Below are 20,010 nucleotides of genomic sequence, written 5' to 3'. Positions count from 1 at the left end.
CGGGCCTGACCACGCCGCCAAGCAGCTGGCCCGGTCGAGGGCCCGCCACTGGTCCAGGAGAGCAGGTCCATGCGGGGCCCAGTACCCAGCCGCGGCCCGGTGCGGCGCAGCGCCATCGGCCCGCCCGTTTACGGCGGGGCCAAGGCGTGGACGAGGGCCGCTTCGACCACGCCCAGTCCACCAATAGCGAGGTGTCCTTCGTGGAGCCCAGCTCACCGGCGGCAAGGTGAACGACGCAGTTTTCTCATCGAGCTTCGACTACTGCGTTCGCGGGAGTGGGGCGGATCTCCAGAACTCAGACCTGCTGTGCCGCCGGGCTACGTGCACTGCGACAGCCAACCTCCCTGCGGGAACCCGACCGTCAAACATCAGTGAGCCGGATCCGACCCACGGTGAGGTCTTCGCCCACCTGGCCGAGGTGTACGGTGCGGAGGCGTCCAAGCGGCCGTCTTCAACATCACCGAGTCGATGATGGAGCGCACGGCCGCCTGGCAGAACCTGTCAGGCGGCCGGAGGCGGCGGTCAGCGAAGAGTACGTGTCGGGCCGACGGGTGTCGAGGAACGGGAAGAGCTCCAGCCAGTCCCGGCGCTGTTCGAGGTCGAGGGTGGCGACGAGTGCCGCGTCGCCCTCGCGGGGCGCCTGCACCAGGATCCGGCCGTAGGGGTCGGAGACGAAGGACGACCCGTAGAAGGTGACGAGGCCTTCTTCACCCCAGCGGTTGGGCACCACCATGAACAGGCCGTTCGCGATTCCGTTGGCCGCGATGACTTGGCGCCACAGCGGCTCGGTGTCGAAATCCGGATGGTTGGGCTCGGAGCCGATGGCCGTCGGGTAGGCGAGGACGTCGGCGCCGGCCAGGGCGTAGGCACGGGCCACCTCGGGGAACCACTCGTCCCAGCAGGTCGGAAGGCCGAGTCGCACCGGTTCCGGCCGGTCCGCAGCGAGGTCGATCACGGGATACGGGTTCGGCTCGGCCGGACCGGGCCGGAAGTAGTGGTCCTCGTGGTAACCCGCGGTGCGCGGGATGTGCAGTTTGCGGGTCGCGCCGAGCAGCTCCCCTCCGGGCGCCACCAGGATCGCGGTGTTGTATCCGAGCCCGTCGCCCATATCGGCCCGCTCGTACAGCGACGCGTGCACAGGGATACCCGCTTCGGCGGCGAGGTCAGCGGCCAGCTCGTGCGTCGGACCGCCCGGTAGGGCCTCCGCTCTCTCCATCGGGGTGCCGTCGGGCCGGGCATCGGCCGGATACCGGGACAAGGTCAGCTCCGGGAGGAAGACGACCTGCGCCCCGGCGTCGCGGGCGGTGAGCACGCCGTCGCGCAGCACCTCCCGGTGCTCAGCGGGGGTGTCGCGCCAGCGGATCTGGACCAATCCGACGGTCAGCGGCAGCCTGGCCGCCGAGCGGGTCCGGGCAGGGGATGGGAGGGATCTTCCGAGGATCGACTGCATCGGGGACGTCCTTGTCGCGGGTCGGGAAGCGATCGTTTAAAAATCGGAGTGCTGGAGACGGCCTTCGACGACGGTGGCCCGCACCGGGTTGGCCGCTTGCCGCTCCGGGGAGAGGAGCAAAGGGTTCTCCGCGAGCACGGTGAAATCGGCCAAGTACCCCTCTTTGATTCGGCCTTCGAAGTCCGCGTGGCCGGCCGCCCTGGCGGCGTGTGTCGTATAGCCTTCGTGCGCCATCAGCGCGGTGAGCCCCTGCCCGGGCTGTACCGGTGCGACCTGGGGTCGCTCCACGGGGCGGCGCAGCTGGGCATCGGCCATCATCGCCCGCGGATCGACCGGGGTCACCGGCCAGTCGGAGCCGAGAGCCAAGGTGACGCCGAGGTCGCGCAGGTCCCGGCAGCGCCAGCCCCGAGCGGAGCGCTCCTCGCCCAGCCGCACCGACCAGTTGTCCGTGCGGTCCGCCCGGGTGTGGTGGGTGGCGTGCACCGGCTGCATGCTCGCGACGACACCGAGTCGAGCGAACGCCTGCACGATGTCGTCCGGAGCCGTCTCGATGTGCTCGATCCGGTGCGGGGCGAGGTTCCGGGCGTCTCCGGCCCCTTCAATCGCCGTCAAGGCATGCCGAACGCCGGCGTCACCGATCGCGTGCGTCGCCGTGGGTACGCCTGCGCGGATGAAGAACTGCAGCGCCTCCGTATAGCGCAGCGGGTCTTTCCAAGCTGATTCCTGGTTCTCGCCGTAGACGTCTGGGTGTTCGAGCCACGCCGTCCCGTTGTCGACGGTCCCGTCGACGAAGAACTTGACGCCTTCCACCGTCCAGCGCCGCCCGTGCAGGCCCTGCAGCTCATGCAGGTCCCGCCGGTCCGCCTCGTCCATCTCGGGGGTGCACCATGGCGACAGCCGAAGCCGGACCGGCAGGTCCGTGCGCGCCTCGATGGCTTCGAGTATCTCCCGGCTCCCGTCCGCGAAGTCCATCACGTGTGCGCCGGTGAGGCCGCCGGCGGACATCCCGCGCAGCGCGTCGAGGACCGCGGCGACATCGTGTTCGAAGGTGAACTCCGGCAGTACCGGCTCCATCAGCCCCATCGCACCGGATTCGAGCAGAAGCCCGCTCGGCGCACCATCGTCTGCAAGCTCGACCGAGGAACGGTCGGGGAAGGTCTCCTTACCGGTGATTCCGGCGAGCGCGATCGCGCGGGGACTGGCCACAGCGGAATGGGCATCACGCAGCCGCAGATAGACGGGTCGGCCTTCCAGAGCGTGCTCGAACACCCGCCCATTCATCGGCCCATCGAACACGTTCGGATCGAGCCCCCAGCCGAGGAGCCACTGCTGCTCCCCCAGCGGTTCGGCCTCGCGCAGCATCGCGACGACGGCGTCCAGAGTCGGCACGTCGGTGAGGTCAACACCTCTCGCCATCCCGGTCACCCCCGCAACCGGGTGCATGTGCGAGTCGGTGAATCCCGGCAGGATCGCCGCCGCACCGAAGTCGACGACCTCCGTTCCGGGGCCGCGGTAGGCCGCGAGGATCTCGTTTCCGCCCACGGCGAGGACGCGGCCGTCGCGGACGGCGACGGCTCGGGCGTCGGGGCAGTGCTCGTCGAAGGTCTCGATGTGGGCGGCAAGGTAGATAGCGTCGGCGGTGGCGTTCGGGTTCCCGGTCATTGGAAGGACCTCAATTCGGGTTGGCGGCGGATTGGGGAGCGGGCACACGGTCCTGCTGACTGCCGCCGTACTCGCTCACCCCGCTGCGCCGCGAGATCAGCAGCAGGATCACGCCCGCGATGACGCTGGGCACGGCGACGGTCAGGCCGAACACGAGATAGGAGACGCTGCTGATCAGAGCGCCGCCGACGACGGGGGCGAAGGCGATCCCGACGATGTAGACGCTCTGCACGAGAATGCCGACCCGGCCGGACAGCGCCATCCGGGCTGCCAACCCGAACACCAGGGACAACACGGCTCCGTACATGACGCCCCAGATGATGAGGGCTGCGCCGTAGGCGACCGGGTCCGTCGACGTGACGATGAGGAACTTGCACACCGTGCTGACGACGAGGATGGCCAGGATCGACCATGACCGCCCGATCTTCTTGAGCGCGATCGGCGTGAGCAGGGCGCCGGCGAGCCCACCGACGATCTTCAGCGAGAGCAGCTGCGACGACGTGCCCGCACTCAGCCCGACGTGGACGGTCGCTAGGTGCTCGGTCATCGAATAGACCATGTCCTCGGTCAGCGACCACGCTCCGAAGACCAGCGCGAGGGCGATGGCCGACGCGCCGAAGGGATGATCCGCGCCCCTCACCTTAGGGGTGCTCGTGGGCAGGTTGGGGAGAGCGCCGGCCAGGCAGGTTCCGACGATTCCGAAACAGGCCAGTACGAGCAGGACGTTTCGCAGGTCGTTGCCAAGGAACGGCACGATGGCCAGGAGAAGTGCGGCGGTCAACCGATTGACGATCACCACCGTGCTGGTCGTCTTATCGGGATCGACGGTGGCGGATGACGCCGCGGTTCCCGCCGCGATCACGGTGCCGCAGCCGATCCCGCCGAGAACGATGCCGATGGTCACCGGAACGGCCTGCGATGCCATCGCCGCGAGTCCGAATCCGGCGGCGATCGTCAGCAGGCCGACCCGGGCTATTCGCGGCCGGTCGCCTGTTCCTACGAACCTGTTCGCGGTGAAGAGGGCGAGCGCCGTGCCCAGGGACATGCCGGTGGCCACGGCCCCGGCCTGAGTGACGCTCATGCCGAGGTCGGCGACCAGTCCGCCGATGATGACGGGTACCAGGTTGGCCGCGAGGTACGCGATCACCGAAGTGCCGAGGAAACTGGTGACCACACGCGGTGTCAGCGACGCAAGTGCATGGTTCATGGCACTCTCCCGTGGCTCCGGGTGTCGGGAAAGCCGGAGGCCAGCCCATGCGGGATCGATCCCGCAAAGTGGTGGAAGCGTAAAGGGCGGAGTGTGATTCACGCAACCCCTCTTCCGAGTGCCACGGGAAGACGCCCCGGAGGGGCGAGGAGCCCGCCCCGAAGCCGGCGGCGTCGACCGCTCCCCGGACGGTGTTATCTTCTCGGTATGGCTCGTCCACGCCTCATCGACGTTGCGGCTCGCGCGGGCGTATCCCGCACCGCGGCCTCAGCGGCGCTGGGCGGCTACGGACGTGTCGCCGAGTCCACCCGGGCGCGGGTCAAGGAGGCCGCCGAGGCTCTCGGCTACGAAACGAACAGGGTCGCCCGTGACCTGCGCACCCGGCGGGCCAGCGCGATCGGCCTTTACCTCCCCAACGGCTCCTCCGGGCACGCCTACTACATGGAGTTCGCCTTCGGCGCGGCCGAAAGGGCACGAGCGGCGCAGTATCCCGTGGTCCTCCTGGCCGCAGGAGAGTCGGACTCCGCCCTCGCACGCGACCTCGTCGGCGGCTACGTCATCGTCGACCCCCTCGACGATGACGACTTCGTCCATCGGATCATCGGCCAGGAAAAGCCCGTGATCAGCGGTGAGGCCCCGGAGAACCCGGAGTCCGTCACGGCGGTCGTGGCCGCCGACCACCACACCATGATGGGCCGGGTGCTCGACCACCTCGATGCTCAGGGCGCACGGCGGCCTGCTCTGATATCCCCCCCGCAGACTTCTTCCTGGGCCCGGCAGATCAACTCCGCTTACGAAAACTGGTGCCTCGCGCACGCGAGGAAGTCGGCCGTCACCGTGGCCCCCTTCATCGCGGACCCGTCCGCTATCGGTCCTCCGCTGCAGAACCTCTTCGACGGGCCGGAGAAACCGGATGCCATCGTTTGCGCGCAGGACGAAATCGCGGCGGCCGTCGCCGGGATCCTCGGCGGATGGGGGTACGTGATAGGGACGGACCTGCTGCTCGTGTCCTATGTCGACAGCCTGTCGAACCGCCTCAATTCGCCCCCCATCACAGCCGTCGATCTGCGCCCGCGTGAGCACGGCGCCCACTGCGCCGAACTCCTCCTCGACGTGCTGCGGGACGAGGCACCACGGGACGGCGCACCGGCCATCGTGGCACACGACATCGAGTTGTACGTGCGCACGTCGACCACCGGCTCGCCTCGCACATCCTGACCCGGTTCACCAGGAGAGAGTGACCCTCTACTACTGACGTTGCGGCACGCGCACCACTGACATTCGCGAGACCGTCAACACATTCAGAACAGTCCCGCCCGCAGCGACCACACAGATCAACATGCTCTTCACCGGCGTGTCGGATGAGCGTGTGCACGGTGACGGGGCTGGCCGGGTGTGGTCACGACGCATGTCGGGCCGCACCGCGAGGCCCGGCGCCACTGGCGTGTGATAGTGGCGGAGAGTCTTCTTCGATCCGTGCGAATGCCGCCTGATCTGGACCCATGGAGGCTGGCAGTCACGGCTGGCTGCCCGGTCCTGGGAAGTGACTATCGGGAAGGCGGACGGTAGCGGGCCCACTTGCCGCCAGCGATCTGCGTCCACGGCTCCGCCGTGCCCGGCGCGAGCCCGAGTAGACGCCGGTCTTTTCAAAATCGCCGCACTCGGCCGCTATGCGAACCCTCCCGGTGAGGGATCCTCGGATCCCTTCGCCTGAGAAGGTAGCTCACGTGGTCGCCGCTTCGCGGCCCGCTTTCGCCCTTCGGTCATGCGGGGACGCCGGCGTCACCTCGCGGCGGGTCCGCGCATCGAGGCCGGTCCACTCTTGTGGAAACGGCCTCTTTTCCGGTTGTCCGGGCATCAGCCTGCTATACGATTCGATTGCCCCCCTGAGGTACGGAAGAGGCTGCTATATGGCGCATGACGGCGAGGACCAGCGCGAATTCCCTCGGACGACACAGCCCAGATTCGCCGACATCGACGTGTCCACCCCCACCACGGCGCGAATCTACGACTGGATGCTGCACGGGAAGGACAACTTCGAGGCCGACCGGCAGGCCGGCCGCGCCTTTCTCGAAGTCGCCCCGCAACTCCGCCCGATCGCCCACGACAACCGGGCGTGGCTGGCACGGGTCGTCACCTGCATGAGCACGGAGATGGGCATCGACCAGTTCCTCGACATCGGGTCGGGGCTCCCCACGGCGGAGAACACCCACCAGATCGCCCAGCGCGCCAACCCCGACGCCCGCGTGGTCTACGTGGACAACGACCCCGTCGTCCTGGCGCACGGCCGCGCGATCCTCGCCGACAACGCCAACACCACCGTCACCACCGCCGACATCCTCGATCCCAAGGCCGTCACCGACAGCCCCGACACCCGACGGCTGATCGACTTCTCCCGGCCCGTCGGCGTGCTCCTCATCGCCCTGACCCACTGCCTCAAGGACGAACCCGACCCCGGCGGCCTCATCGGGCAGGTGGTCGACGCGCTCCCCTCCGGCTCCTACGTCGCCTACTCCCACATCGTCTCCACCGACGCCGAGGCCGCCGAGCAGCTCACCGGCACCGTGCTGCAGGCCACCCACGGCCGCTGGGGCCGCGTCCGGCGCCCGGAAGAGGCCGTCGCCTACATCGAACGGCACGGGCTCGAACCCGTTTCACCGGGATTCGTCGACATCCGGACCTGGCGCACCGACGACCCCGACGTTCCGGAGGAACCCATCTGGGAGATCGGCGGACTCGCCCGCAAGCCCTGACGCGCCGGTGACCGGAGCCGGGGCGGGGCGCGGGGACGCCGTCACCGGGGCCGCAGTTCGCTGGCGAGGAAGCGGTGCAGATGGCATCGGGCGGCCTCGGCGTTCAGCGGCGGGGCCCCGCGTATCCAGCGCAGGGCCAGGCCGTCCACCAGGGCGACGAACCGCACCGCCGTCTCGTCGGCGTCGTCGCACTCGAACTCTCCGGCGTCGCGTCCCCGCATGATGAGCGACCGGAGCTCCTCCGACCAGTCGAGGTAGCGTTCCGACTGCCGCCGGGCGAACTCCTCGTCCCGGTTGCCCGCGGCCCAGTAGTCGAACCACAGCCGCCAGTGGCGCTCGGTGTCCTCGGTGAACAGCGCGTCGATGAGCATGCGCAGTCCGTCCGCCGGGCTCGGCGTCTCGCGCATGGCGGAGGTCAGCGGGGCGTAGTAGCGCTCGATCTCCAGCACCATGGCCTCGGAGAGGATCTCGCGGACCCCGCTGAAGTGGTAGGTCACCGTCCCCACCGACACCCCGGCGGCCGAGGCGATGTCGCGCACCCCGACGTCGTTGACGCCCTTGGCCGCGATCAGTGGGAGCGCCGCCTCCAGCACCAGGCGCCGCCGGACCTCGGTGGGCTGGCGGGTGCGCGACTCCGGGGCGACGGCCCGCCTGGGCCGGCGCGCCCGCGTTCCCGCGCTCTTGGGGCTCTCCTCGCTCATCCGGCGGTCCTGGGGATCTCGCGCTCCCACTCCCGCTGCGCGACCACCTCGTCGCCGGAGCAGGCGGTCAGGTCGCTGCGGACGATGAAGGCGTCCGCGGTGGCCCGCAGTTCGGTCCTCGTCCGCACGGACGTCTCCCACCCCTCCCGCCGCAACCGGATGTGCCACTGCGAGTCTGCCACGGCGCTCAAGGGGTCGCCGCTGCGGATCCGGTAGGTCTCCAGGGCCTGCTCGGTGTACTCCAGCCCGTCGGGAAAGGTGCGGGAGCCGCCGTAGTTGGGGTCGACCTCCAGGGTCCACTCTCCCCTCTCCACGTCGTGGCTCACCCTCCTCTCCGGGCGGCGTTCGCCTTCGGCCACGGTCACGGGGATCGGCCGGGCCTGCTCGGGGGCTTCGAAGACGACGGGGGCGCGGCCGGCGTCGGCGGCGGGATCGCGTTCGGGAAGCGCGAGCGCACTCCGCGCGGCCCACAGGGTCAGGCGCGCGGGTTCTCCGTGCGGCCAGACCCACGGCCAGTAGGCGGTGGAGACCGCCACGCGGATCCGGTGCCCCGGCGGGAAGGCGTAGCCGGTGCCGGACAGCTCGACCGCCACCTCCTCGGGGCGGCCGGGCTCCCACGGCTCGCGGCGGTCCCGGCCGTTCCTGCCCGCGAGGTTGAGCACACCGCGCGCGACCAGGGTGGAGGCGCCGTCGGGGGCCACGTCGCACAGGCGCACGACCACGTTGGCGCGCGGCACGTCGCAGTCCATCCGCAGCCGGACGCGGGGCCGCCCGAGGACCTCCACCCGCTCCTCCAGGGGCGCGGAGTCGAAGCAGGCGGACCGGCCGTCGTCCTCGCGCTGGTCGGGAGGCAGGTCGGTGGCGTTGCCGAACGGGAAGAAGCGCCCGGCGTCGACGCCGGTGTGCTGCGGGCTCGCCACGGTGACCGTGCCGTCGTCGGCGGCGGCGTGCGGCCGCAGTGCGCCGTCGAGCGCGCGGTCGCGCCACGTCACCGACCGCGCGGGCCAGGCGTCGTCGCCGACCCAGCGCCCGGGGCGCTCGGCGTAGTGGGTGCGCGGCGGTACGGGCTCCTGGATGTAGGAGCGCAGTAGCGGGACGTCCATCGCCCCGTTGTCGGCGTCCTTCAGCCAGTGGTCCCACCAGCGCAGCGTCTCCTGCAGGAAGCCGATGGCGGGGCCGGGGGGCCGCTCGATGTCGGGGTACTGGTGCGCCCACGGCCCGATGAGGCCGCGCACGGGGCCGGGCAGGTGTTCCACCAGGCGCAGCACGGTGTCGCGGTAGGGGTCGGCCCAGCCGCCGACCGCCAGGACCGCGGCCCGGATCGAGTCGTAGTCCTCGCAGACGCTGCCGTGCCGCCAGTAGTCGTCACGCTCCTGGTGGGCCAGCCAGGTGTGCAGGAACGGCTCGATCTCCCCCAGCCGTTTGCGCCACATCGGCAGCCAGTCCTCCCCGGTGACCCGAGGGTCCGGTGGGCGCGCGGTGAAGGCCAGCATGGTCCCCGACCAGGCGGCCATGTCGATGCCGAGCACGGCGCCACCGGTGTAGTGCACGTCGTTGTCGTAGCGGTCGTCGGTCGAGCAGACGGTCACGATCGCCTTGAGCGGTTCCGGCCGCAGCGCCGCGACCTGCAGGGAGTTGAACCCTCCCCAGGAGATGCCGAACATGCCGACCCCGCCGGTGCACCAGTCCCGCGCCGCCAGCCATTCGATCACCGCAACGGCGTCGTCGAGCTCCTGGGGGGCGTACTCGTCGTGCATCACCCCTTCGGAGTCGCCGCTGCCGCGGATGTCCACCCGCACCGATGCGTAGCCGTGGCCGGCGTACCAGGCGTGCCGCTGGGAGTCGCGCGGGGCGGTCCAGTCGCCCTTGCGGTAGGGCAGGTATTCCAGCAGCGCGGGGACGGGGTCGCGGTCGGCGTCGACCGGCCGCCAGATCCGCGCGTGCAGCCGTGTCCCGTCCCGCACCGGTATCCACGTCTCCTCGACGCGCACCTCCCGGTCGAACTCCTCCCGGTACCTCACCCTTCTCCCTCGCTTTCCGTGTCCCACCGCCGGATGCGGTGGCCGCCTCCGCGGTCGATCCAGTCGTCGTCGCCGGCGGCGCCGGGATCGGCGACACCGCACGCGTCCTTCGCCGGGCCCGGGTCGGCGCGTCCGGGGCGCGCCGCCGCGGGGTCCGGCTCCAGTACGGCGTCCAGCAGCCGCCGCGTGTAGGGGTGGTTCGGCCCCGCGAACACCGCCTCGGTGGGGCCCTCCTCCACGATCCGGCCGTGGCGCAGCACGGCGACGCGGTCGGCGATCCCCCGCACCACGGCCAGGTCGTGGCTGATGAACAGGAACGCCAGGTCGCGCTCGCGCCGCAGGTCGTCGAGGAGGCGCAGCACCGCGGCCTGCACCGACACGTCCAACGCGGTGGTGATCTCGTCGGCGATCACCACGTCGGGTCCCCCGGCCAGCGCCCGCGCGATGCCGATGCGCTGGCGCTGGCCTCCCGACAGCTGCGCGGGCAGCCGGTCGGCCAGGTCCGGATCGAGCTCCACGTCCCTGATCAGGGCCCGGGTCCGCTCGTCGATGTCGTCCCGCCGCGCGCCGCCGAAGAAGCGCAACGGCCGCCGCACCGCCTCGCGGACCGCACGGCGCGGGTTGAGCGAGGTGTCGGCGTTCTGGAACACCAGTTGGACGCGGCGCCGCAGGGGCAGCGGACGCCTGCGCGCCGGCGCGGAGAGATCCCCCGATGCCGCACCGTGGCAGCGCATGCCGCCCGACATCGGCGCGTGCAGGCCCGCCAGCGACCACGCCAACGTCGACTTCCCGCTGCCGGACTCCCCGACCAGGGCGAGCGCCTCACCTCGGCGCAGCTCCAGCGTGACGCCGTCCACGGCCGGCCGCGCCGCGGAGCGGTCCCGGCGTCCGCGGCCGCCGCCGTAGCCGATGCGCACGTCGTCGAGGCTGACCACGGCAGGCGCCTCGTCCCTGGGCGGACGGGACCGGATCGTCCGGGACCCGTCCTGGGCGACCTCCACCAGGCCGCCGTCGCCGATGCGGGGAACGCTGGCGAGCAGCCGCCGCGTGTAGGGGTGCGAGGGCGAGGCGAACAGGGTCCCGGCGTCGGCCGCGTCCACGACGCGGCCCTCACGCATCACCAGGACGTGGTCGGCCATCCGCGCGACCACCCCGAGGTCGTGGCTGACCAGGACGGTCGCCAGAGCGAGTTCACTGCTCAGCGTCCGCAGCAGCTCCAGGACGCCCTTCTGGGTGATGACGTCCAGGCCGGTGGTCGGCTCGTCCAGCACCAGCACCCGGGGCCGCGCCGCGATCGCCATGGCGATGGCCACGCGCTGCTGCTGGCCGCCGGAGAGCTGGTGGGGGTAGCGCTCGGCGATGACGGCGGGGTCGGGGAGCCGCACCTGCGCGAGCAGGTCGATCACGGCGGAACGCCTGCGCGCGCGGTCCCGGCCGCGCAGGGCCTCGGCGATCTGGCGCCCCACGCGCATGGACGGCGTGAGCGCGTGCCCGGCGTTCTGACCGACCATGGCCACCGTCCGGCCGCGCAGCCCGCGCAGTTCCCCGCGGTTCAGCGCGAAGACGTCGCGCCCGGCCACCCGCACGCTTCCTCCCGTGACCCGCGACCCGTGCCGCAGATGCCCCAGGAGGGTGCCCGCCACGGTCGTCTTGCCGCTGCCGGACTCCCCGACGATCGCCAGGGTGCCTCTGGAGGCGACCTCGAAGGAGACCTCCTGGGCGACCGGCACGTCCGAACCGCCGGAGCGGTAGGCCACCGACAGCTCCCGCACCGAGACCGCGGGGGACGCGTCGCCGTTCGCGGCCATCAGGCCACCTCCTTCACGCGGTCGACGCCCCAGGCCTTGGCGAGCCCGTCGGCGGCCAGATTCAGACCGATCACCAGTGTGGCCAGGGCGGCGATGGGGGCCAGCGTCGCCATCGGCGCCACGGTGATCGCCGTGCGGTTCTCCGACACCATCAGCCCCCAGTCCGGGCTGGGCGGGTTCGCGCCGAACCCCAGGAACGACAGCGAGCTGATGAGCAGCACGACCCAGGAGGTCCGCATGGCGAACTCCACGCACACCACGTCGGCGATGTTGGGCAGCACCTCGCGCAGGAGGATCGACCGGGTGCGCTCGCCCCGCGCCCGCGCGGCGGTGACGTAGTCGGCGGGGACGACTCCCTGCGCCGCCGCCCGCACCACGCGGGTGACCTGCGGGGCGTAGATGACGGTCACCGCGAGCACGATCACCGCCGCGCCGGCCCCCAGCACCGACACCACGACCAGCAGCGCGAGGATCGGCGGGATGGCCAGCACCGCGTCGAGCAGGCGCATCACGACGCCGTCCAGCCGACCCCCGCGCAGCGCGACCACGCACCCGAGCACCGTGCCCAGGCCGACGGCGCAGACCGTCGCGGCGAAGGAGACGGTGAGCGCGTACCGTCCGCCGTGCAGCGTCCGGGACAGCACGTCGCGCCCGTACTGGTCGGTGCCGGCCCAGTGCTCCCAGCCGGGGCCGAGCAGGGCGGCGGAGGCGTCGTTGTGGACCGGCGAGTAGGGGGTGAGCAGCGGGGCCAGCAGCGCGACCAGCAGGTGCAGCGCGATCAGGGCCAGGCCGGCCGTCGCCGAGCGCGAGGAGCGCGCCGCGCGCAGGGTCCGCCGCATCGCCCCGGACCGATGCGGCCCGGTCTCCTTCGGCGTGGTCAAGACGTGCTCCTTTCCCGGGTGCGCAGCCTCGGGTTGAGCGCCATCGCGCCCAGGTCGGCCGCGAGGTTGCACACGACGTAGATCAGCGCGCTCAGCACCGCGATCGCCTGGAGCACCGGCAGGTCGCGGCTGTAGACGGCCTCCAGCATCAACTGTCCGATCCCGGGGTAGTTGAAGACGTTCTCCACCACGACGACCCCGCTGACGAGCCAGGCGATGTTCATCGCGATGACGTTCAGGGTGGGCAGGAGGGCGCTGGGCAGCGCGTGGCGCGTGACGATCCGCCAGGTGCCGAGCCCCTTCAGCCGCGCGGTCGTGACGAACTCGCCGGCCATGACGTCGATGACGCTCGTGCGCGCCATGCGGACGATGTAGGCGGTCATCACCACCGCCAGCGCCATCGCGGGCAGCCAGACGGCGGGGAGCAGGTCGGTCATGGGCGCGCCGGCCTCGTCGAGGACCACCGCGGGCAGGACCGGAACGGTGATGGACAGCAGGAGCACCAGCAGCGTGGCGACGACGAACTCGGGCACGCTCATGCCGATCAGGCTCACCCCGGAGATGAGCAGGTCGGGCCAGCGGTCGCGGTACAGGCCGGCCACGACCCCCAGAACGATGGAGGCGGTGATCGCGGTGAACACGGTGACCACGGCGATGAGCAGCGTGTTGCGCAGGTGCAGCCCCACTTGGGCCGACACCGACTCGCCGGAGGTCAGCGACGTGCCGAAGTCGCCCTGCAGGGCGTTGCCCACCCAGGCCAGGAAGCGCTGTGCGGCGGGCTGGTCGAGATCGAGTTGGGCGCGCAGAGCGGCGACCGCCTCGGGGGTGGCGTCCTGGCCGAGGACCTGGGTGGCGACGTCACCGGGCAGGGCCTGGACGGCGAGGAAGACGAGGACGGCGGAGAGGGCGATGGTGGTGGTCGCCGACAGCAGCCGACGGCCGATGAAGGCGATCATGACTGCGCCCGCAATCCGATGTTGAGGTAGTCGAATTCGAAACCGGTCTCCCGGTAGTTGAGGACGTCGCGGGAGATCCCGACCAGGCGGTCGGCGAACATCGGCGTCATCGCGCCGCCGTTGTCCACGATGTGGCGTTGGGCGTCCTGGTAGAGGGTGCGGCGTCGGCCGGTGTCCCGGGTCCGCCGCGCGTCGTCCAGCAGCGCGTCGAACCCCTCGTCGGACCAGGCGGTCTCGTTGTAGCTCGACCCGCTGCGGAAGATCTGGTTGAGCATCTGGTCCACCGGCCTGCCCGTGTACCAGTACGTCGCGCACAGCGGCTTCTTCATCCAGATCCGGGTGTAGTAGGAATCGGCCGAGGCCGTCCGCACGTCGACGGTGATACCGGCTTCGGCGGCGGACTCCTTGTAGGCCAGTGCCATCGGGGTGAACACGGGGTCGTAGCTGGAGGTGTGCAGGTCGATCCTGAGATCCTCGCGACCGGCCTCCTTGAGCAGGGCGCGCGCCCTCTCGGGGTCGCGGTCGACGCTGTAGTCGGTCCAGGAAGGGTCGTTCGGGGGAACCGGATTGTCGTGCCCTTCCACGCCGGTGCCCTGCAGGGCCGTCTTGAGCACGGCCGTGGGGTCGTAGGCGAGCTTCATCGCCTGGCGCACCCTGGGATCGGTGAACGGCTCCTGCGTACACAGCATCGGCAGCACGTACCACTGGGCGTTGGTGGACCTGGCGATGGTGGCGCGGGAGGAGGCGCTGATGACGCGTGCGGTGGCGAAGTCGAGGTTGGTCTGGGAGAGCAGGTCCACCTGGCCGGCGAGCAGGGCGTTGGTGCGCGCCTGGACGTCGGCCACCGAATAGAACTCGATGGCGTCGAGGACGGGGCGGCCCTCCCAGTGCTCGGGGAAGGCCGTCAGCCGGCCGCGGCCGGCCGGGGCGAACGACTCCAGGCGGAACGGACCGGTCCCCACGCCGCCGCGGCCGATGGAGCCGCCGCTGCCCTCGGGGATGACGTAGCAGTTGTAGCCGGTGAGAAGGCTGGGGAACTCGAAGTTGGGGGACGACAGCTCGATGACGAGCGTGCGCTCATCGGGCGCTTCGACGCTGCCGGGGTCCAGCAGGGGTCCCAGGACGCCCGCCTGGGGTGAGGCGACCTCGGGATCCACCAGTCTGCGCACGGTGTAGGCGGCGTCGGCGGAGGAGAACGGCCGCCCGTCGTGGAAGGTCACGTCCTCGCGCAGCCGGAACGTCCATGTCGTGCCGTCGGGGGAGGAGTCCCATTCGGTGGCCAGATCCGGGGCGACTTCGCCGTCGGGACCGACGCGGACCAGGCGGCTGTAGAGGGCGCCCAGGTACTCGTAGGCCGACAGGGAGCTCGCCGGGTCGAGGGTCTCGGCCTGGGAGGCGGGCGGCCGGGCGATCCGCAGCAGCCCGCCGGGGGCCGGCGTTCCCGTGGCCGCGGTGGAGGAGATCGCGGTCGCGGCGCCGCCCTGCTGGGAGCAGCCCGTGGCCAGGAAGGCCGCGCCCAGCGCTCCGAGGCCGCCGAGCAGGACTGATCGCCGCGGCGGCCCCGCGTGCCCGGGTCCCTGACCCCTCGTATCCGACATGCGTCTCCCTCACTCGCGTGGCTTCGAGCGGTCGGTGCAGTTAATCGTTCAGATGAACGATTGAGTTCGACGACGGAACGATAGTGAGGTGCGTGAACGTCTTTCAAGTGGCGGATCAGGGGAATCCCGCTTCGGGGCGGCCCGCGGGCGGCCTCCGCCGCCGACGCGCCGACGGCGGTCCGGAGCCTCCCGTATCGGCGTCGTCATCCCAGGTCAGAACGCCATAAACAGGGCCACGGCAGCGGGGCGCGCCCGCGGTGCCACCGGCCGCTCCCGGGGTCGGACGGCACGGAATTCGTGAATCGGGTCACAACGGGCTCAGATCAGACCGGTGGACCGCTGAATCGCGCGGGGCCGGAGTCCCTGCCGAGGTCTGCGGAAGTCGGGTGGTGTGGTCGACGGCCGGAGTGTCCGGGCGGCGGGCGGCCTTGGACGGAACCCGTCACCCGGCCGACCACACGGCCGCACAGCACACCTCGGCCGCCGACCACCACCCCCACGCGACCAGGAAAACCTCAGTAGGTTTCGGGGCGCCACTCGTTCCGGCATCCATCATGCGCGGGGGGCTACCAGTGCGCGGGGCGGGTGAGGGTCGGGGGCAGTCCGGTGGCCGCGTCGCCCTTGGCCGCGTTGAGCTGGGACTGGGTGAGGAAGATGCTCCCGGTCAGATCGGCGCCGCTCAGGTCGGCGTCACGGAAGTCCACCCCGATCAGGTCGGCTTCCCTCAGGTCGGCGCCGCTGAGGTCGGCCGCGATGAGGTAGGCCCCGCGGAGGTTGGCGCCCCGCAGGTCGGCGCCCCTGAGCCGGGCCCCGATGAGGTCGGCTCCCCTGCGGTTCTTCTTCCCGCGGCCAGGGACGCCCGCCCGCACCAGTTCGCTGGTGCGCAGCAGCAGGGCGTTGACGTCGTGCCGCAGCGCCGCCACGTCCAGCTCCGCGAGTGCTTCGGCGCTGCCGCGGGTGAGGCGGTCGACGTCGTCCAGCGCGCGGCGGAGGTCGCCGTGGACGGGGCGGGCCCGCGGCAGCTCCAGGGCTTCGCTCAGGTACCAGAGCAGCTCGTGGAGCTGCCGCATGACGGGAAACACCTGGAACATCGGCCCTGCGGTGTCGGGCGCCCGCCGCCAGTCCCGCCCGCCGAAGGTGACCTGGGAGACCTTCTGCCCCGCGCCGAAGCAGTCGAAGACGGCGCAGCCGGGAAAGCCCCGCTCGCGGAGGTGCGCGTGGATGCCGCAACCGAAGTCGGCCTGCAGGTTCGAACACGGCTGCCCGGCGTCCTTGTCGACCGCGAAATCGGCCGAGGCGGCGAAGGGCAGGGCGACGCAGCACAGCCCGAAGCAGTTCGCGCAGTCGGCTTGCAGATCGAGCCCGCCTCCGCCGGTGGAGGGGGTCTGGTGCTTCCGGGACAACGTGGGTGGTCTCCTGCCGCAGGGTGAGCACGACTTCCCGCCGCGCTCCGGGACGGGCCTCCATTCTCGCCGATCGGGCGGTGCCGAACGGCCCCGGACGGGTCCGGGTGCGCCCGTGGGAGGAGTGGCTGGCCGACAGCGGCGTCGGCGAGGCCGACCGGACCGACGAGCCCGGCGTCCCCGGCTCGCCGCACGGCGCCGACGCCTGACCCCGGCGTCCGCGACCGATGTTCGACGATCGCGTTCGCACAGGGGGTCGGCTGTCGCAGTGCGCGCAGCGTCGGCGGCACGCACAAAGCCGCATCCCGACCGCCGCATCACCCACACCCCCGGCCACGCCCCTCCAAGACCCGCACGGACACGTTGCCGGGCGGCACCGCGCGACCGGTGGGCGGTCCGGCCGCGCGGCGGCCCCTACTCGCCGGGCTTGAGCGGCGCCAACGGCCGCCCGTAGGCGGGCGGCGGGTCCTGGAGCTGGGCCTCCAGCAGCCCCGCGTCGTCGCCGTGCAGCGTCGGCGCCCACGGCGAGCCCGGCGTCCGGTTGGTGGCGACCCAGGCGGCCGACCGGCCCCGGTCGTCGCGGGAGCGCCAGACGCGCCAGTTCGGGTACTCGCGGTTCAGCCGCTCCAGCGTGCCGTCGTCGGCGACCCAGCCCGCCGCGTCGCGCATCGTGGCGTGGTCGGGTCCGGTCCGGCCGGGAACCGCGCCGTACCAGCGCGGGCGGCCGCTCGCGGACTCCGCTGCGCTGCGGCGGCCGACGCGGCCGAGCAGGAACCCCCGACCGGGCGTCTCGGAGGTGGTGACGAGGTGGTGCACCGGTTCGCCGCCGCGCGTCTCGGCGGCCTCGCCGGGGCCGGGGTGGATCCACACGCCCCGGGCGACGCGGACGGGGTTCACCGCGCCGCCTCCGTCCGGACCCGGGCGGCGGCGTAGGGCCGCACCACTGACGGACGCGCCCCGGTTGCGAGCACGAGCCCGAAGACCTCCAGGTCGTCGCAGGCAACCCGGTGGCCGTCGGCCCGGTGGCGGGCGCGGTAGGGCAGCGGATCACCGGCGAAGGTCACCTCCCAGCGGGAGGCGTGCCGCTCGGCCACGGCGGCGAACCCGGCGTAGTCCGGAATCCGCGGGACGGGCGCCGGGACGTAGGGCCGGGGCCGCGCCTTCGCCGAGGAAGGGGACGCCGGAGCGGCGGACCGGACGCCCCGGGCGTGCCGACCGGGCCGGTGGACGGTGAGCGTGACCGGCAGGAGCAGCAGCCACGGCAGCAGGAGCAGTGGGAATCGCATGGGACTCCTCGGATCGGGCCGGATGGGAGGTCCGGCGAACGTCATCAGGAGGTCTCGGGCACCGCGCGATCGGTGACCGCCAAGCCGCTGACCGCGCGGTGGTCCGAAGCGCGGTGTTCGGGAGGCTGGGGCAAACTAGCCATGTGACCGCCAATCGCTCTGCCAGCTTGGGCACCCCCCACAAGCCTCGACTTTAGGGGGCCTAAACACCGTGCGTGACGACAGTAACCCGCCTTTTCCGCGCGCGCAATAGGGGGTCTAAAGTTTGGGCAAAGCAATCGATAACGAGGGATCGCCTTGGACGCAAGGACGCTGCACGACATAGCCGCCCTATCGGATCCGCTGGAGAGAGCCCGGGCCGCGTCTGCGGCCATGGCCACCTTGCAGGGGCAGAGCGTCGAGCTGTCCCGTATCCGCAGGGGCGCCATCGTCGAGGCGCAGGAGAGCGGACTCCTGCAGGAGGACATCGCCCGGCACCTCGGTGTGACACCGGGCCGCGTGAGTCAGATGAAGAAGGCCGGCGCCGACCGGTCGGAGCACCAGGCTCCGACCGGCCCCGTCGGCCCGCGGCCGCGGGTGCTCGTCGAGCGCGCGCTGCCGACACCGCCGACCGTGCGCGGATCCAAGTCGCTCTATCTGACCGAGGCCGAGCGGCAGGGGCTCAAGCCCGAACGGAAGATGCTGTACGTGGGGCGCGAACCGGCGAACGAGCACGTCGCCGCAGGACTGCGCGTCGAACCCGGTGAGGACGTCATCGCACGCCGGAAGATGTTCTGGGCCAATGACGTGCCGGTCCGGATCTCGACGTCGTACTTCCGCCTCGACGTCGGGGAGAACACCCGCCTGGACGGCGAAGGGTTCGTGCTGCCGACGCTGCAGGCCGCCATCGAGGACCTGGGCCACGCGTTCGGCCACGCGACCGAGACGCTCACCGCACGTCCGCCGACGCCCTACGAGGCCGACCTGCTCGACGTGCCGGGCGAATGGGTCGTGCAGGTGCTGCGGGTGAGCGTGAGCACCGATGACGTACCGATCCACGCTTTGGAGACCATCTGTGCGGCATCGCGGCACGTCTTCCCGATCGGGCAGGTGGCAGGCTCCGACCAGTTCTGATCCCGAACACGAAACGGCCCCCGGAGTGTCTCCGGGGGCCGTTTCGACGTCCTGATGACGTTTCCCACGGCCATGCTATTCCTCTGCCAAGAACGGCGGTCGTCCTGGGTCGGTCGGCTTTCGCCACTCCCGGACCGGGCGGGCGCGGCGCAGGGCCTCGGCGAGGTCCCGGTGCGCGGCGGGGTCCACCACCGGGGGAAGGCGGTCGAAGAGGGCCGGGCGCACGTCGAGCAGCGACAGGGCGCGAGCGCCGTCGCCCATGTGCAGCAACAGCTCACAGCGCACCTGTGGCGAGATCTCGGGCCGGTGCGCCAAGACGTGCTCCAGCGCAGGGAGCAGGTGGTGGCGCCCGTCCGGCGCGATCCGAGCCGCCAGCCAATCGGGGTCCAGGCGCTGATTCAGCCCGCTGTCCCGGGCGTCGAACTCCAGCTCCAGCAGGACGGCCGTGGTCACCGACCGGAAGCGGCCGTCGATCCGTTTCGGCATGGGGACAAGCATCGCCGACCCCGATGTCCCGTTGACAGAGGAAAGGTGCGCCGAGCCCGAAACAGCCGGATCGAGGGCTTTTCGCCGTTCTGAGGAGTAGGCTCCCGCCTATGCCCCCCAACCAGACGGGACGGCGCTTCAACCTGGTGGCGATCCTGTCCTCCATGCTGGTCGTGCTGGCCGGATGCTCCTCGGCCCAGCCCTCTTCCTCGCCCTCGCCGTCACCCTCGGCCTCGCCGTCACCGGATCCGACCGAACTCGCCCCCGGCCTGTCCAGGTATGCGGGGTTCCCGTGCCAACTGCTCGACGAGCAGGAACTCGCCGACTTCGGGATCGTCTACGCCCCCCGCGAGATCGACCTGTCCGAAGGGCCCGCCACGTCGTGTTACTGGGTGACCTCGACCGATATCCAGCTCGGCTTCATTCCGTATCCCTCGGACGAGGCACGGAAGAACAAAACGGGTGATCCGGACGCCCGGCAGATCGAGATCGCCGGCTACTCCGCGGTCCAGACCGCCGACGAGGAGTCCTGCTACCAGAACATTGCACTCGGCCCCGACGACTCGTTCAGCACCTTGGTCAGCCGGGTCGAAACCGATGCCCCGGAGGACACGTGCGGAATCGCCACCTCGTTCACCGAGCTGGTCATCCTCAAGCTCCGCCGGATCTCCTAGCCCCGTCGCCA

General features: G+C 71.3%; 18 protein-coding genes. 5 read left to right on the top strand and 13 right to left on the bottom strand.

From position 1 onward, the window contains the following. Positions 1-457 precede the first annotated feature (457 nt). From HDA32_RS29670 to HDA32_RS29660, 3 genes are read right to left on the bottom strand one after another with little or no spacing between them, the layout of a single operon-like run. The gene (locus tag HDA32_RS29670) at positions 458-1,450 is read right to left on the bottom strand and encodes a nitrilase-related carbon-nitrogen hydrolase (RefSeq protein ID WP_179646283.1); all 993 of its coding nucleotides are present in this window, start codon (positions 1,448-1,450) and stop codon (positions 458-460) included. 36 nt (positions 1,451-1,486) lie between these two features. Beyond that, positions 1,487-3,112, bottom strand: coding sequence for an amidohydrolase (locus tag HDA32_RS29665; RefSeq protein WP_179646282.1), 1,626 nt, complete (start codon positions 3,110-3,112; stop codon positions 1,487-1,489). Between the two features lie 10 nt (positions 3,113-3,122). After that, on the bottom strand, positions 3,123-4,421 hold the full coding sequence (locus tag HDA32_RS29660; RefSeq protein WP_179646281.1) for an MFS transporter: 1,299 nt from the start codon (positions 4,419-4,421) through the stop codon (positions 3,123-3,125). Positions 4,422-4,526: 105 nt separating this feature from the next. On the opposite strand from HDA32_RS29660, the gene HDA32_RS29655 reads away from it, so the two are divergent. Both HDA32_RS29655 and HDA32_RS29650 read left to right on the top strand, forming a co-directional pair. Next, entirely contained in the window at positions 4,527-5,537 is a 1,011-nt protein-coding gene (locus HDA32_RS29655; RefSeq protein ID WP_179646280.1) for a LacI family DNA-binding transcriptional regulator, read from the top strand. 692 nt (positions 5,538-6,229) lie between these two features. Then, complete coding sequence (locus tag HDA32_RS29650; RefSeq protein WP_179646279.1) at positions 6,230-7,072, top strand: SAM-dependent methyltransferase; 843 nt, start codon at positions 6,230-6,232, stop codon at positions 7,070-7,072. A 41-nt stretch (positions 7,073-7,113) separates the two neighbouring features. On the opposite strand, the gene HDA32_RS29645 is transcribed toward HDA32_RS29650, so the two are convergent. From HDA32_RS29645 to HDA32_RS29615, 7 genes are all read right to left on the bottom strand, one after another. Beyond that, the gene (locus HDA32_RS29645; RefSeq protein ID WP_179646278.1) at positions 7,114-7,773 is read right to left on the bottom strand and encodes a TetR/AcrR family transcriptional regulator; all 660 of its coding nucleotides are present in this window, start codon (positions 7,771-7,773) and stop codon (positions 7,114-7,116) included. Beyond that, positions 7,770-9,794, bottom strand: coding sequence for a CocE/NonD family hydrolase (locus tag HDA32_RS29640; RefSeq protein ID WP_179646277.1), 2,025 nt, complete (start codon positions 9,792-9,794; stop codon positions 7,770-7,772). The genes HDA32_RS29645 and HDA32_RS29640 overlap by 4 nt, the downstream gene beginning before the upstream one ends. After that, a complete protein-coding gene (locus tag HDA32_RS29635; RefSeq protein WP_179646276.1) occupies positions 9,791-11,602 on the bottom strand; it encodes a dipeptide ABC transporter ATP-binding protein in 1,812 nt (603 codons plus the stop codon). The genes HDA32_RS29640 and HDA32_RS29635 overlap by 4 nt, the downstream gene beginning before the upstream one ends. Then, positions 11,602-12,483, bottom strand: a complete 882-nt coding sequence (locus HDA32_RS29630; RefSeq protein WP_246334540.1) for an ABC transporter permease — start codon at positions 12,481-12,483, stop codon at positions 11,602-11,604. Before HDA32_RS29630 ends, HDA32_RS29635 begins: the two co-directional genes overlap by 1 nt. Continuing rightward, the gene (locus tag HDA32_RS29625) at positions 12,480-13,439 is read right to left on the bottom strand and encodes an ABC transporter permease (protein WP_179646275.1); all 960 of its coding nucleotides are present in this window, start codon (positions 13,437-13,439) and stop codon (positions 12,480-12,482) included. The genes HDA32_RS29630 and HDA32_RS29625 overlap by 4 nt, the downstream gene beginning before the upstream one ends. After that, complete coding sequence (locus HDA32_RS29620) at positions 13,436-15,037, bottom strand: ABC transporter substrate-binding protein (protein WP_179646274.1); 1,602 nt, start codon at positions 15,035-15,037, stop codon at positions 13,436-13,438. Before HDA32_RS29620 ends, HDA32_RS29625 begins: the two co-directional genes overlap by 4 nt. 566 nt (positions 15,038-15,603) lie before the next feature. Further along, positions 15,604-16,440: a pentapeptide repeat-containing protein gene (locus tag HDA32_RS29615; protein ID WP_179646273.1), complete on the bottom strand. Its 837-nt coding sequence runs from the start codon at positions 16,438-16,440 to the stop codon at positions 15,604-15,606. 23 nt (positions 16,441-16,463) lie between these two features. Between HDA32_RS29615 and HDA32_RS31245 the strand changes: the two genes are divergently transcribed. Continuing rightward, the gene (locus HDA32_RS31245; RefSeq protein ID WP_179646272.1) at positions 16,464-16,649 is read left to right on the top strand and encodes a hypothetical protein; all 186 of its coding nucleotides are present in this window, start codon (positions 16,464-16,466) and stop codon (positions 16,647-16,649) included. A gap of 205 nt (positions 16,650-16,854) precedes the next feature. Here the strand turns inward: HDA32_RS31245 and HDA32_RS29605 are convergent, their stop codons facing one another. Both HDA32_RS29605 and HDA32_RS29600 read right to left on the bottom strand, forming a co-directional pair. Next, the gene (locus HDA32_RS29605) at positions 16,855-17,337 is read right to left on the bottom strand and encodes a hypothetical protein (RefSeq protein WP_179646271.1); all 483 of its coding nucleotides are present in this window, start codon (positions 17,335-17,337) and stop codon (positions 16,855-16,857) included. Continuing rightward, positions 17,334-17,726: a hypothetical protein gene (locus HDA32_RS29600; RefSeq protein ID WP_179646270.1), complete on the bottom strand. Its 393-nt coding sequence runs from the start codon at positions 17,724-17,726 to the stop codon at positions 17,334-17,336. Before HDA32_RS29600 ends, HDA32_RS29605 begins: the two co-directional genes overlap by 4 nt. Positions 17,727-18,098: 372 nt before the next feature. Between HDA32_RS29600 and HDA32_RS29595 the strand changes: the two genes are divergently transcribed. Then, positions 18,099-18,839 (top strand): GntR family transcriptional regulator, encoded by a 741-nt coding sequence (locus HDA32_RS29595; RefSeq protein ID WP_246334539.1) that lies wholly within the window; start codon positions 18,099-18,101, stop codon positions 18,837-18,839. Between the two features lie 75 nt (positions 18,840-18,914). Here HDA32_RS29595 and HDA32_RS29590 read toward each other — a convergent pair whose 3' ends face one another. Then, positions 18,915-19,325 (bottom strand): hypothetical protein, encoded by a 411-nt coding sequence (locus tag HDA32_RS29590; RefSeq protein ID WP_179646268.1) that lies wholly within the window; start codon positions 19,323-19,325, stop codon positions 18,915-18,917. A 110-nt stretch (positions 19,326-19,435) separates the two neighbouring features. Here HDA32_RS29590 and HDA32_RS29585 point away from each other — a divergent pair, with 110 nt between their 5' ends. Beyond that, complete coding sequence (locus tag HDA32_RS29585; protein WP_179646267.1) at positions 19,436-19,999, top strand: DUF3558 family protein; 564 nt, start codon at positions 19,436-19,438, stop codon at positions 19,997-19,999. Positions 20,000-20,010: the final 11 nt, after the last annotated feature.

This window comes from Spinactinospora alkalitolerans (assembly GCF_013408795.1).
GTDB classification, from domain to species: Bacteria; Actinomycetota; Actinomycetes; order Streptosporangiales; family Streptosporangiaceae; genus Spinactinospora; species Spinactinospora alkalitolerans.
Note: the sequence above shows the minus strand (reverse complement) of the source record. Positions and strands in the feature narration are given on the sequence as shown.